General features: G+C 66.6%; 12 protein-coding genes. 7 read left to right on the forward strand and 5 right to left on the reverse strand.

Features of this window, described 5'->3' with window-relative positions:
- Position 1 precedes the first annotated feature (1 nt).
- From RDV55_RS01940 to RDV55_RS01955, 4 genes are read left to right on the forward strand one after another with little or no spacing between them, the layout of a single operon-like run.
- Entirely contained in the window at positions 2-625 is a 624-nt protein-coding gene (locus tag RDV55_RS01940) for a DUF4129 domain-containing protein (RefSeq protein WP_111822792.1), read from the forward strand.
- Entirely contained in the window at positions 622-1,767 is a 1,146-nt protein-coding gene (locus RDV55_RS01945) for a DUF4350 domain-containing protein (protein WP_111822791.1), read from the forward strand. Before RDV55_RS01940 ends, RDV55_RS01945 begins: the two co-directional genes overlap by 4 nt.
- Entirely contained in the window at positions 1,764-2,999 is a 1,236-nt protein-coding gene (locus tag RDV55_RS01950) for an AAA family ATPase (RefSeq protein ID WP_111822790.1), read from the forward strand. Before RDV55_RS01945 ends, RDV55_RS01950 begins: the two co-directional genes overlap by 4 nt.
- An 8-nt stretch (positions 3,000-3,007) precedes the next feature.
- Positions 3,008-4,339: a DUF58 domain-containing protein gene (locus RDV55_RS01955; protein WP_111822789.1), complete on the forward strand. Its 1,332-nt coding sequence runs from the start codon at positions 3,008-3,010 to the stop codon at positions 4,337-4,339.
- A 10-nt stretch (positions 4,340-4,349) separates the two neighbouring features.
- Here the strand turns inward: RDV55_RS01955 and RDV55_RS01960 are convergent, their stop codons facing one another.
- Complete coding sequence (locus RDV55_RS01960; protein WP_111822788.1) at positions 4,350-5,342, reverse strand: stage II sporulation protein M; 993 nt, start codon at positions 5,340-5,342, stop codon at positions 4,350-4,352.
- Between the two features lie 18 nt (positions 5,343-5,360).
- Between RDV55_RS01960 and RDV55_RS01965 the strand changes: the two genes are divergently transcribed.
- A complete protein-coding gene (locus tag RDV55_RS01965) occupies positions 5,361-6,194 on the forward strand; it encodes an RDD family protein (protein WP_165835820.1) in 834 nt (277 codons plus the stop codon).
- A gap of 3 nt (positions 6,195-6,197) precedes the next feature.
- Here RDV55_RS01965 and RDV55_RS01970 read toward each other — a convergent pair whose 3' ends face one another.
- Positions 6,198-6,650: a DUF3499 domain-containing protein gene (locus RDV55_RS01970; protein WP_111822786.1), complete on the reverse strand. Its 453-nt coding sequence runs from the start codon at positions 6,648-6,650 to the stop codon at positions 6,198-6,200.
- A 186-nt stretch (positions 6,651-6,836) separates the two neighbouring features.
- Between RDV55_RS01970 and RDV55_RS01975 the strand changes: the two genes are divergently transcribed.
- Complete coding sequence (locus RDV55_RS01975) at positions 6,837-7,142, forward strand: metallopeptidase family protein (RefSeq protein ID WP_111822785.1); 306 nt, start codon at positions 6,837-6,839, stop codon at positions 7,140-7,142.
- Between the two features lie 8 nt (positions 7,143-7,150).
- Here the strand turns inward: RDV55_RS01975 and RDV55_RS01980 are convergent, their stop codons facing one another.
- From RDV55_RS01980 to RDV55_RS01990, 3 genes are read right to left on the reverse strand one after another with little or no spacing between them, the layout of a single operon-like run.
- Positions 7,151-8,680 (reverse strand): DUF5719 family protein, encoded by a 1,530-nt coding sequence (locus tag RDV55_RS01980; RefSeq protein ID WP_111822784.1) that lies wholly within the window; start codon positions 8,678-8,680, stop codon positions 7,151-7,153.
- Positions 8,677-11,841, reverse strand: a complete 3,165-nt coding sequence (locus tag RDV55_RS01985; protein WP_111822783.1) for a glycosyltransferase family 2 protein — start codon at positions 11,839-11,841, stop codon at positions 8,677-8,679. The genes RDV55_RS01980 and RDV55_RS01985 overlap by 4 nt, the downstream gene beginning before the upstream one ends.
- The gene (locus RDV55_RS01990) at positions 11,838-12,134 is read right to left on the reverse strand and encodes a WhiB family transcriptional regulator (RefSeq protein WP_009054857.1); all 297 of its coding nucleotides are present in this window, start codon (positions 12,132-12,134) and stop codon (positions 11,838-11,840) included. The genes RDV55_RS01985 and RDV55_RS01990 overlap by 4 nt, the downstream gene beginning before the upstream one ends.
- Positions 12,135-12,445: 311 nt before the next feature.
- Between RDV55_RS01990 and RDV55_RS01995 the strand changes: the two genes are divergently transcribed.
- Positions 12,446-13,057 (forward strand): hypothetical protein, encoded by a 612-nt coding sequence (locus tag RDV55_RS01995; RefSeq protein WP_111823113.1) that lies wholly within the window; start codon positions 12,446-12,448, stop codon positions 13,055-13,057.
- Positions 13,058-13,060 lie beyond the last annotated feature (3 nt).

Consider the following 13,060-nt stretch of genomic DNA (forward strand, 5'->3'; position numbering starts at 1 on the left):
CATGCTCGGATGCGAAGTTCCGCTGACGCCTGACCAGGGCGAGGCTCGCGATTGGCTCCTGAAGGAGCTTTCCAAAGGGGAATACGGTGAGATTTCGGGTCCTATCGTCAGCTTCGTCGCGGATCTGATCGAGGATTTCTTTAACCTCTTGTCGTGGAGAGGCAACGGCACCCCACCCATCTCCCTGATCCTGACAATCCTGGCGATTATCACTATCGCTGCCCTGGTCATCGTGCTCATCCTCCACCCGATTCGCCTGGCCAAGCACCGGTCCGGATCCGTGTTCGAGGAAGAGACCACCGCTCCCCAGGTTCAGGCCTCGTTCGACGAGGCCGTGGCCTCCCACGATTGGAATCTTGCGTTCGTGTGGGCCTATCGCCTGATGGTCCTTGGCCTCGACGACCACGACATCGTCTCCTCGACCCCGGGTTTGACCGCCCGCGAGGCTGCCGATGCTGCGACCCGAGCCGCCCCCGACCTCGCCCCACAGCTCTCCGCTTACGCGGAGTCTTTCGATAGGGTTCGCTACGGCCACAGCACGGTCACGCGCGAAAATGTGGACGCACTGCGCGCCTTCACACCGGTCCTGCTCGAAGTGTGTAGCCACGCAGAGGATCCGTCATGAAGTCCCGGCAGGTAGCAGTCGTCACCCCCACGGCTCGCGAGCGTTTCTCGGCGTCGCGTCCGATGCTGCTTCTCGTCGCCATCACGCTGATCGCCCTGCTGGGCGCGGCATTCCTCAGTCAGATGGGATACAACGACGCGCCCGTTGGCATTCGTAACAAGCAAGGCGACGGCGCCCGCGCCCTCGCCCAAGTCCTCGGCGACCACGGTATCTCCGTGCGCGAGGTGACGGCCACACAAGCAGCCGAGGTAGGCGACGACACGACCCTTGTCGTCATCTTTCCCTCGCGGATGAAGGACTCCGTCGCCAAGGCGATCGAGACCCGCACAAACGTCGTCTACGTCGGCCTCGAAGAGGATTACGACTCATCCGCCCCATACTTGGGTGGACTGCGCGCGCAACGCAACTGGCGTGATCCGCGCGTCGTCGCGGCGGGGTGTCAATCCGAAGCGGCGACTCGCGCCCGCTCGCTCACCTCCTCCGCCTACGTGATCACCGGAAGCGGCGATGGCTGGGAGTTGTGTTTCTCTGAAGGTGGTGCCTATTACGGATACGCGGAGAAGTCCGAAGCGGGGCGTTTCCGTGCGATCATCCCCGATTCTCTTCGCCTGCGAAACCGCGCGATCACTGAGGAAGGAAACGCCGCCCTCGCCATTAATGCCATCGGACGTACCCCGAAGGTCGCATGGTATTCGCCAACAAAGAGCGATTCCCTCGGCGCTGGGAAAGAAGTCGACACTGAGGCCCCCTACCTCGCACCCGCTTTCCTCCTGTCGATCGGCGCGTGCCTCATCGCCGCCTTCGCTCGAGGTAAACGCCTGGGTCCCCTGACGCCGGAGAACCTCCCGATTGAGGTTCCCGCCTCCGAGACGATCATCGGTAAAGCACGCCTCATGCGTTCTCAGCGGGCGTACGAGCACGCCGCCACAGCGCTGCGCAGCGCGAGCGCCTCACGCATCGCGACCGCACTCGGCATCGCTCACACCGCCGACCGGGAGACTCTCACCCGCGCGATTGAGCAACGAGGCCTGTTCACCTCGCGCTCGTCCGCTCTCTTGTGGGGGCCTCCCCCCGCCTCCGAGAAGGAACTCGTCCGCCTCGCCCATGACCTCGACGCTCTCGAAAAGGAGATCCGCCAATGACTAGCCCGATTCCCGGTCCCTCGTCCGACGGCGTGCCACAGCCCGGGTCCTCGCCCCAGGGCGCGCCCCAGCCAGTCCCGGCACCCACGGCCGCCCCGGGCGGTTACGCGCCTCAGCCAGAGGCGCCGACGCAGGGTGCCCCGGCCTCGTACGCACCGAACACACCCCCGTTGCAGGCCGCGCCGCCTCAGGAAGGGGCACCCCAGGCAGTGCCGCAGCAGTCCTCCTCCTACTCGGCCCCCACAGGCGAAGGATGGACCGGCCGCTCGCTGAGCGAAGATGAACGACGCACGCAGGAGTCTCTCCTGGCACTCAAGGCGGAGATCGGCAAAGCAGTCGTCGGCCAGGAAGGCGCGATTACCGGCCTGATCGTCGCCCTCGTCGCCGGCGGTCACGCCCTGCTAGAGGGCGTCCCGGGCGTGGCCAAGACGCTGCTCGTGCGCACCCTGGCGCGCGCGCTCGACATCGACATGGCACGTATCCAGTTCACGCCCGACCTCATGCCCGCGGACATCACGGGCTCTATGGTCTGGGACGCTGGACACTCCGAGTTCGTGTTCCGTGAGGGCCCGGTGTTCACGAACCTGCTGCTCGCCGACGAAATCAACCGCACGCCACCCAAGACCCAGTCCGCACTGCTGGAGTCGATGGAGGAACACACCGTCTCAATCGACGGAGCAACGCGCGCACTGCCGAATCCCTTCATGGTGATCGCTACCCAGAACCCGGTCGAGTATGAGGGCACCTACCCCCTTCCCGAGGCGCAGCTGGATCGTTTCCTCCTCAAGCTCGAGCTGCCCCTGCCGTCGCGAGAGGCCGAGATCGACATCATCGCCCGCCACCAGGCAGGATTCAACCCGATGTCTCTGGCCGAGGCTGGCATCCAACCCGTGGCGGGTGCCGCCGACATCCAGGCCGCTCACGAGGCAGCATCCCGCATCGAGGTCGCCCCCGCCGTCATGGCATACCTCGTGGACCTGTGCCGTGCCACGCGTACGTCCGCAGCCGTGCGCCTGGGGGTGTCACCGCGTGGCGCCACCGCTCTGCTGCGCACCTCGCGCGTGTGGGCGTTCCTGCAGGGGCGCGGCTTCGTCACCCCCGACGACGTCAAGACGATGGCCCCCGTGACCCTCGCGCACCGACTGGGCCTGCGCGCCGAGGCCAACCTGGAGGGCGTCAGTACGACCGATGTCATCACGGGGGTCCTCGCTGCCACTCCCGTCCCCCGCTGAGGCTACCCGTGGCATTTTCCGCGCGCAGCGCGCTCCTCGTCCTGGTGGGCCTCTTCCCGCTCGTCTTCGCCCCGTCTCGCGGTTTCGCATGGATGTGGTTCGGCATCATCGTGCTCGTGTGTCTGCTGGATACTGTGGCCGCACCCTCGCCGCGCACCCTGCGCATGAGCCGCGAGGTGAGCGGCCCGATCCGCGCTGATCAAACCGCCGAGGCGTCCCTACGCCTGACGAACACGACGGCGCGCCAGATGGTCCTGGATGTGCGCGACGCCTGGCCGCCTTCACTGAGCCCATCGCCGCCCCGCCAGCGCGTGCGAGTGCGTCCACGATCCGCCGTGAAGATCACGACGCTCCTGTCCCCCAACCGGCGAGGGACCCGCCACGCGGACGTCGTGACGATCCGGTCCTGGGGCCCCCTGCACCTGGGGGCCCGTCAGGTGTCGCTTTCCGCACCGCTGAGCCTGTCGGTGCTGCCGGAGTTTAAGGCGCGGGTCCTCTTACCCTCGCGTCTGGCTCGCCTGCATGAGCTTGAAGGGACGACGCCGACAACGCTGCGCGGAGCTGGCACCGAGTTTGACTCGCTGCGAACCTACGTCGTGGGTGATGACCCTCGCGATATCGACTGGCGCGCCTCCGCTCGTTCGACCGAGTTGATGGTGCGCCAGTGGCGCCCCGAACGGGACCGTCACGTTGTCATCGTCGTGGACTGCGGTCGCGCCTCCTCCGCGCTGCTCGGAGCCCCCGAACACGAGGAGGTCGACTCGATCGCACTGGGCCGCGCCCCCCGCTTGGATTCCTCCATCGAAACCACCCTGCTCCTGGCGGCGCTGGCCGACCGTGCGGGCGACAAGGTTCACGTCGTGGCCGTCGATTCACGCGTGCGAGCTCGCGTCTCCGGTATACGCGGTGCCAAGATCATCGAGACGCTCGCGCAGGCTTTCATGGACTTGAACCCGCGCCTGGATGTCACCGACTGGTCGCGGGCAGCGGACGCGGTCGAGGAGACCGTGCGTCACTCGGCATTCGTCGTCGTCGCCACGAAGATTCCGCCCGCCGGACTGGAAACTGAATTCACCGATGCGCTGGCACGACTCACTCATCGTCACACGGTGCTCGTGGCCTCGGCGACCGACCCCGACGAGATTCGCGCCCGCAACGGACGCGAGGACGCGGAATCGGTGTTCCTCGCGGCCTCGGCCGCTCTCGCCGAACGTTCCGACGCTGCCGGCGCTGCCGACGTGCGCCTCGCCGGTGCCCTGACCCTGCAAGCCTCGGCCGGGCTGCTGCCCGCACGTACGGCCGATCGCTACATCGAATTGAAGAAGAGCGGACGCCTGTAGCGCCGGGGAGTTAGCCCGCGACGGGCTGATAGTAGCCCGCGTCGATACCGACGTCGGCGTTGCTACCCGCGAGGTGTGCCCTGCGGCCAAGGATGAGCGTGTACGCCCACACGGCTGATGTCATGACGATCCCCAACGTGATCTTGACGGCGTCGGGCAGCTCGGAGGGAGTCACGAAACCTTCCAGGACACCGGATCCCGCGAGCAGGATCGCGCAGCCCACGGCCACCGTCACGGAGCTGCGCGCAGCCACACCCACCGCCTGGAAGCGCGTCGATGGGCCGGGCACGAGGAGCGCCCAGAAGACCCTCAATCCTGCCGCGACCGAGATGAAGATAGCTGTCAGTTCGGGCAGACCGTGCGGCAGGATGAAACGGAAGAAGTGCCAGGGACCGGCATAGACGAAGACGATAGCGCCAGCCATGCCAACGCTCGTTGCGTTACCCCACAGGATCCTCAGCGGATACACACCGGTGATGCCCGTGAGGACTCCCTGAAGAGCAATCCACGCGTTGTTCGCCCACACGGACAGGCCGAACTCCGCGTTGGTGTCTTGGTGGTAGTACTCGACGAAGTCGCTCTGGGCGTATCGACGCAGCTGCTCGGGGGTCCCCAGCTGATTCATCGCATCCGGGGTGGTGATCAGGTAGTGGGCCTCAAGAACACCAATGACGATGAACACGAGCATAACGCCGACCGTCACCCATCGGATCTGATAGAGAGAGTACGGCAGTGACACCTTGAAGAAGCGCGCGATGACGGCCCCGCTGATCCCTCCAGTCCCCGCCAGACGCCCACGAGCCGCGGACAGGATACGCGAGAGCTCCGCGATGACATCGGGGTCGGGGCTATTCGTCCGAACACGGGCCATGTCCGTTGCGGCTGAGCGGTAGAGGCGATCGAGCTCGTCGATCTGCTCACCCGTCAGAGAGCGGGCACGCGTCAACTCCTCGAGGCGTTTCCACTCCGTTTTTCCGCTCACCCGCAGCACATCGATGTCCATTGGACTAGCGTGTCATACATGAGCGCGCAACGCAGTCAATCACGCGTCATTCAAGACGACTACGTCCGTACGGGTGAGGCCGTCTCCCTCGACATGTCTCCGGCCTCCCCTCCCGAACGTTTCGCCGCCGCAATCATGGATGGGATCACCTACCTCGGGGCAGGCTTCCTCATTATTCTCTCTGCCTCACGCACGTTGTCGGTTACTTCTGAGTCGCTCATGCGCGTATTCACCGTCGGCCTCATCTCATCAATCATGTTCTTCATCCCCTTCATCGTCGAGGTGTCCACAGGAGGTCGATCCCTGGGCAAATGGGCCATGAACCTGCGAGTCGTGCGCGACGACGGAGGCGCAATCACCGCCAGGCACAGCGCTGTACGCGTCGGCGTGGGAATCCTGGAGAACTGGATGGTGTCGGGCGGACTCGCATTTATCACCGAACTCGTCAACAAGAAGGGCAAGCGCCTGGGCGATCTCGCGGCGGGCACGATGGTGTGTTCGCAGGGGGCTTCTGTCTTCTATCCTCCCCTGGTGATGCCCCCGGGGCTCGAAGAGTGGGGACGCACGGCGACGATTCTGCCCCTCGACGACTCCCTCGCCGCCGAGGCACGAGCCTTCCTGGGAGCGAACCGCTCCATTGCTCCAAAGCTACGCGGGGAGGTCGCCCTATCTCTCGCCGATCGACTCATCAAGCGCGTTCAGACGCCCCTGCCGCCGGGACTGCACCCGGAGATCGTGATTGCGGCCATTCTCGTCGCTCGCCGTGATCGCGAGTGGGAGCGTGAACGTGAGCGCCGAGAACGCGGCAAGGCGAGGTTCCACGAGGCGACTCAGGCGCGCTTCGGGCTGTAGTTTCTAGTCCTCGTCGCTCTTCTCAGAACCGTCAACCACCGTGAATTGCGCGCGCCTGCGCGCGTACGGGCTCGACGGGTCCAAGGGGCTGGAGGTATCGGGGGTTCCAACGGAGCGAGCGGCACCGAAAGGCCCCACCTGGGGCCGACGCGATGCGGGTGCCGGAGCTGGCTCGCCCTGCGCTTCCTGGGCGACACGGCGGACGGCATCAACGAGAGCCGCCAGGTCGTCACCGGAGGGTGGTGCCGGCTCAAAATTTGTCGCCAGACGAACGACCTGCCATCCCAGCGGCGCAGTCAGATTCTGTGCGTGTTCCTCACACAGGTCGTACGAATTAGGGTCGGCAACGGTCGCAAGGGGGCCGACGACGACCGTCGAGTCGCGGTAGTCGTAGGTCAGGGTGGCGACGGCGGCCGTCGAACAGCCGGGCTTCGAGCAGTGGCGTTGGGCAATCACGTCCCTAAGAGTACGACACTCTGTGCCCGTATGGCCCACTCCAGCGCATCATGCGCCTACCCTGAGGAGGTGTTTCCCACGCGCCGCCACATCTCGAGCCGCAACCGCCACGGTCGCGGTCCTCGTGGTCCCCTCTTTTTCCCGGGAACGCCGGCTTGGAGGACACGACGAGAGGACTTCGATCTGATGGTGAGTGAGCTCGTCTCCGAGCTCATTCGCCAGTGGTCTCAGGTGTCCACGATCGAGTTTGCCGTCGAGGACGTTCCGCCCTCCGATCCGGCTCCGTGGGAGTCACACAGCGTCGTTGTCGCACGCATTTTCCCCGCCGATCGGCGCAGAGGGCTACGGGATCGAATCGTGGTGTACCGACTGCCGATCACCCTGCGGTGCGCACCCGAGGAGGTCGCGCTGATGACGCGAAGGGTCCTCGTCGAGAGGATCAGTCATGTCCTGGCACTCCCGCCGGACGAGATCGACGACGCGATGCGCTGAATCAGCCGTTAGTTGACCGTGCGGATGGAGCCGGTGACGGCACTGATGCCTTCGGTGCCGACGTTCCAGGTGGTGCTCATGCGCCCCACCGCCGTGTCGGCCGAGATGACCAGGGCAGCCTGAATGGGAGTGTCTGCGCTGATCTGGCTCGCGGAATCGGGGAGGCTCACCAGGGTCGGGACGCCCGGGGCGACGTAGATCGTTCGCCCGCCCACGCGCACAGCGACGGCGCCCGGGGTCGAGGCTAAGGTTCCGCTCGACTGCCCTTCTTGGGAGGTACCGGACTGGGAGGTACCGGGCGAGGGCGAGGCCCAGATGTCGGGGGTCGCGGTTGGCCCAGGCTGAGCCGATTGAGCAGCGTCCTCCTGACCTGCGGCCGCGGCAGCATCAGCGGGCGCATACAGCAGGAGGCTCGCCGACGCGGCGTTCACCCCGGAGTCGGTGGCGAGCGATGTCGCTCGAATGGGGGTCGACGAGAGCACGGAGGTGGTCATCGCGCTCAGCTGGCTGGCCCCCGGGATCGTGGCGTCGGTGAGGGCCGTCGCCGGGCTTGCGTTGGACCGCATGATCCACGCGCTGGCACGCTGAACCCACGGAGCCCCCAGCGTGATCGTTGTCGTCTGGGCGACGACCTCCCGATCGGAGGTGACGATCAGCGCGATTGGCAAGGAGTCGCTCGATGCGCCGTCCAGAGGCATGTCGAGGGTGGTTCCCTCGGCGACGGTCGCCTGGCCGCCGGGGAGCGGGTGCACGCCGGTCGAGTCGGCGACAGATACACTCACGTGTGCCTCGCCCGAGGGAGAGACCATACGCAGGAGAGAGGTGCCCTTGGGGTCGATACCGAGGATCGTCTGCGAGGTGGCGGGCACGACCGCGGAGGCGAGCGTAGCGCCCTGGGGCACCTCGCCGTTCATGAGCGAGGCTTGCACCCAGGCGGCAACCCCTCCCCCGTCAGCGCGCACATGCACTGCGAGGGCGTTCTCGTCGGGGAACCATCCCGCAAGAAGAACCGACACGGAGGAGGTCGCGGGGACTGTGACCTGGCGCGATGCGGCGTTGAGGGGCCCGGAAGCGCCGTAGCCGTCGATGCTCACAACCGAGGCCGTGGGGCCGGGGTTGGACAGCATGAGGGCCATGTCGGCACCGGAGATCGTCGCTCCGGTCGCGATCCACTGGGAGGTGCGCGGCACCGCGCATCCGACGGCGCTGAGACCGGCGAGTTCGCCTCCCCCCTGGCCGACGAGGGTCAGGGCAGTGGGGATGGTGCCGCCGTTGCCCGTTACGGATGCGGGTGCCGGGCTGGTCGGGGCCGATGTCAGCGAGGTCCAGGCAGTTCCGGGCGCAACGTTGGTCGTCTCGAAGGGGTCGATGATTCCCGCGGGGCATGCGAGGCGCACCTGCGACGGGTGGGCACTCTGCGCCGTCCCGTCAACCGTGCTTGGCGACGCGCCAAGCCACATGGATCCGCCAGCCATAACAGCCACGGCGATCCCCGCGCCCGCAAGCGTCGTCAGGGGACTGATGCGAGGCTTTGTCATCTCTTCCTCCACGCGGATAGTGCGCTGGCACAGGCAACGATCAGACATGCGCCCGCGGCGATCCGCCACGGAATGACCCACCACGCGTCGTAGGTGACGGTCAGGTGCCCCGAGGTGGGCATGTCAAAGGCCTGGGACCAGCCGTCGCCGGAAGCAACGGGAGTCAGTGCGACCCCGTCAACCCACGCATGCCATCCGGAGTCTGCGCGCTCGGCAAGGACGAGGGTGCCGGAGGCCTGCACGTCCCCGTCGACGCGCAGCTGAGACGATCCAACCGGGGTCGCGATGCCGTTGGGGGATTCGACGCGAACGCGTGCCGGCGGGAGGCCGCCGGGGCGCACGCGCCAGACGGTACCGGAGTTCGTGTCGCCGACCTTTTCGAGCCCGTCGGCACGGTCGAGTCCGGATGTGAGGGCCGCGGAACCGCTCGCACCGAGGGGTACGAGGATCGTGTCGACGTCGTGCGCGGCGAGCGTCTGTACGGTCCCGTCGTCGGGGTAGACGACAAGGGTATAGGCGGCCTGCGCGAGCGAGGCAGTGGCCGGGTCTTCCAGGGTGCCCGTGGCGGCACCGGAGCGCGCCTGGGCGAGGTTGAGGGCGTGAATGGCGGGGGCCGAAGTCGTCAGCGAGGGGCCGTTGCCTCGCCACAGCAACGCGTTGACGGTGTCGTTGACGGGATCTCCTTCGAGAACGAGGATACGACCGGCGCGAGGCGAGCGCTGCGCTTGGGAGGCGACGGCGGAAGCAATGGGCGACGAGAGAGCAGACACCGTCTCGCGCTGCGACATCGTGAAGGTCGGGACCTCGTCGGCGTCGGAGCGAGAGGCGAAGGCGGAGACGCTGACGGTGGACGCGGCCCCGAGGAGCGCAACGGCGACGAGGCCACCCGAGGCTCGCAACACGAAGGACCTGGAGGCGTCCCATGCCAGGAGGTCGTCGTCTGCCCTGGAAGTTGCCACGGCGTTCACGCGCGTCGAGAGGATGACCAGGAGCCCGAAGGCAAGGGACAGGGCTGGTGACGCCCACGCGGAGGCCACCTGGGCACCGGCGATGCCGACACCGATGTGCGAAGCACCCCACGCAATCGCGGAGACGATGAGGGCGCAGGCATAGGCAACGATAACGGGATGCGAACGCGAGCGGAGGAGAGCAACGGTCGCCAGGACGAGGGCACCGCCACCAACGACGCCGAGAGCGATGGCCTCGAGGGTGCTCGAGGGGGCGGCAGGCATGCCGAGCAACGCCATCCACGAGGGCGCACGGGTGTAGGCGTGAACGCCGCCGCTCGTAGAAGCCAGCGCGGGCCATGCGGCGGGGTGGGCAACGATGGAGCCGTAGGTGGGCAGGAGGAGCGTCAGCGCCGGCAGGGCGACGATGAGCCGGCGGCGGGAGCGCCGCGCAAGAGCGATGCCACCGACGGGCATCGTCCACGGGGCGCAGCACGACAAGACAACGAGCGCGAGCGCGGCGCATCCCGCGTTGACGCCTCGGGGCTGCAGGGGCGCAGACTCGATGCCGGAAGCGCCTGCGACGAGCAGAGGTCGGGGAGCTCCCGCGCAGAATGCGGCGAAGACGGGCAACGCGATATGGGCGAGGGTCCCCGCGAGGACACCGTGCGTCCCACTGAGCGCAAGTGCGGGCGCGAAGGCCCACGCGAGCGATACGAGGAAACGCAGGCGCAGCGAGGCGCTGAGGGCACGGCTCGGGATCCACGCGGCCATGGCTGCAAGCGGGCTGGAAGCCACCAGCAGGAAGGTGGCACACGCTCCGGGGGTGATTCCCAAGGGTGCGAACGGTGCACTCAGGAGCGCCAGCAGAATCGCCAGGGGGTCGGCACCACCCGCATATCCGTCACCGCCGGGCACCCATGCGGACCACGCCGCAGTCCACAGCTCGGTCCAGGTAGCGGGCATCGACACCCACGCTCCACCAACGAGGCCGGCGGAGGTCCCCCACCACTGAGCCGCGGCGATCAGCGACGTCACGAGGGCGAGGACGAGGCCGACCGAGGCGGAACGGAGACGGTAGCGCCGCATCGAGGCAACGATGAGGGGGTCAATGCGTTCCCCGTGCTCGTCTTCGTCAACCCTCGCCGGCTCCTTGCGCAGCGAGGCGGGAGCCGTCTCGAGGGCACGCAGAGCGGAGCGAGGAACGGTCCGGGACCGCGCGGCTCGGGCACGACCGGCGAGGAGGCGTGGGGTTGCGCCGATGAGAGAGAGGAGTGCGCCGAGCTCGGGAATCGCCAACGATGTCCGTCCCGTGAGGACACGTCCCAGGGCGCGGGCGGGGCTCCACACGAGGAGCCACAGGGCCAGGAGGGGAAGAAGGACGGATGGAGCGGCCTTGCACCAGTTGTACATCTGGGCGTAGCGCCGCTTACGGAAAGATCCGTCGGTCGCAGCGTCGCCGTCGGCAAGGCCGTCCGAGACGTCACCCGTCGGCTCATAGTGCTCGGTGTCGTCAGCAGCCGCAAGGCCGGAGTACAGGGAGACGCGCGCATGACGCACGCGGGCCTTGGGCGCCACGATGACTCGGTACCCTGCCAAGTGAAGCCTGCGCCCCAGATCAAGTCCGTCTCCGAAGGGGCCGAGTGCGGTGTCGAATCCTCCGACGGCCTCATAGGCCTCGGCGCTGATGAACAGGCCCGCGGTTCCGACGCCGAGAACGTCACTCGTGCCGTCGTACTGCCCCTGGTCGATATCGTCGTCACCGACGCGCTCGAGGCGTCGGGCGCTCGCCGTTGCGAAGATACCCAGTTCGAGGAGGCGCGTTCCATCCCAGCTGATCTGCTTGACACCGACGGCACCGACGGTCTTTCCGACGGTGGCGGCCCGGATCAGTTCGCCGAGACACTCGGGCTCGGGGGCGCTGTCATCGTGCAGGATCCACCACCACTGCTCCGAGGAGAAAGCGGCTTCCTGGGCACGTGCGCGTTTGATGGCGTCGCCCAGGTTACGAGCGCGACCGACGCGCACGAGTTCGGCGCCCCGGGGAACTCGATCGGCCGGGAAGGGAGTGACGTGACGTCCTGCGACGTCGATGATGGTCAACGAATGCGGGGCCACCGATTGTTCTTCGATGGCCCGCAAAACGGACTGGGTGAGCGGCGTTTCTCCCCTTGTGACGAGGACCGCGCCGACGGAGCGCTGTGTCGGGCTCAACCGGCCATACGGCGCAGGCGCCGCCTCTCGCGCTCGGACATACCGCCCCAGATACCAAAGCGCTCGTCGTTAGCCAGCGCGTATTCGAGGCAGTCCTCGCGAACCTGGCAGGCCTGACAAACAGCCTTGGCCTCGCGTGTGGAGCCACCCTTTTCAGGGAAGAACGCCTCGGGATCCGTCTGCGCACACAGGGCGTGCTGCTGCCACGCAAGGGGGCCGTCAATGCGGGCGTACTGCGCCGCGTCGGCATCCTCGGACCACTCGAGGGGTCCGTCACCGAAGATGTTCCACATTGCGGGAGCTCCTTATAACGAATCGATCAATACGAGAATTACACGCGTGTCATTGCCCAAAGTCAAGCCGTTTCGCGATAATGAGACCTTTCCCGTAGCACTTGACCCGGCGGTAAAACAGTGCCCTCTTCCAAGGACTTCACAGTTACTAAGTATTTGGAAGATCTGTGACCTTCGATATACTTGAAACCATGAACAATAAGTCCTCAGAAAATATGACCAGGCTCACCCACTTTATCACGGCGGTTAACGATTGGTCAGGACCAGCTCTCACCCAGTACGGCCAGGAGCGAGTTGAACTGGGAGGACCCGTGGTCAGCCGGTGGCTAGCGAAGATCGCGAACTACCTGACAAACGAGCTCGCCACCGATCTGTTCGGCACGGGTGAACCAACACCGACTCGCATCTACACGACTCTTCAGCCCTGGCAGGACGTCCTCTGGCACATCGCAGCCCGGGCAACGGGGTGGGAAGTACTCGACACGCGACGCCCCCTGCCCGGAGACCTCTTCGTGACGAACAACCTCGGGGCCGAAGCATCCGACGCACTGGAGTCAGGCGCGCACGTGCTCGCCCAGCCCGCGCAGTACCTATCCTTCGCGTGGGACGGGCCACTGGACGGAGCGATGGACGGGCTCGCAGAAATCTCGACGCAGCCGGATGCCCTCATCGTCGACACGCCCCCGCTGCTGACTGCAGCCCGCGACGAGGCCCTGGCAGGCTCACGCCCCTCCGCTCCGGCGCAGGGGCGGCGCGTCGCGCTTGTGTGGGATCCCCGCACGGGCGCGGGACAGGTACTGGATCAGTGGATGCAGGGACGCTCGGTGGTCATCATCGACCCACACGCCGTCTCCCCAAACGAGCTCGAGCAGATTCTCACGACGGAGGATGCAGACGGGGGCCTTCTCACCTATCGGCGGTAGGGC

The sequence above is a fragment of the Schaalia odontolytica genome, from assembly GCF_031191545.1.
In the GTDB taxonomy this organism is placed as follows: Bacteria; Actinomycetota; Actinomycetes; order Actinomycetales; family Actinomycetaceae; genus Pauljensenia; species Pauljensenia odontolytica.

Coding starts and splice junctions, on each gene's coding strand:
- RDV55_RS01940 (WP_111822792.1), top strand. CDS start 2: ATGCTCGGATGCGAAGTTCCGCTGACGCCTGACCAGGGCGAGGCTCGC.
- RDV55_RS01945 (WP_111822791.1), top strand. CDS start 622: ATGAAGTCCCGGCAGGTAGCAGTCGTCACCCCCACGGCTCGCGAGCGT.
- RDV55_RS01950 (WP_111822790.1), top strand. CDS start 1,764: ATGACTAGCCCGATTCCCGGTCCCTCGTCCGACGGCGTGCCACAGCCC.
- RDV55_RS01960 (WP_111822788.1), bottom strand. CDS start 5,342: ATGGACATCGATGTGCTGCGGGTGAGCGGAAAAACGGAGTGGAAACGC.
- RDV55_RS01965 (WP_165835820.1), top strand. CDS start 5,361: ATGAGCGCGCAACGCAGTCAATCACGCGTCATTCAAGACGACTACGTC.
- RDV55_RS01975 (WP_111822785.1), top strand. CDS start 6,837: ATGGTGAGTGAGCTCGTCTCCGAGCTCATTCGCCAGTGGTCTCAGGTG.
- RDV55_RS01980 (WP_111822784.1), bottom strand. CDS start 8,680: ATGACAAAGCCTCGCATCAGTCCCCTGACGACGCTTGCGGGCGCGGGG.
- RDV55_RS01990 (WP_009054857.1), bottom strand. CDS start 12,134: ATGTGGAACATCTTCGGTGACGGACCCCTCGAGTGGTCCGAGGATGCC.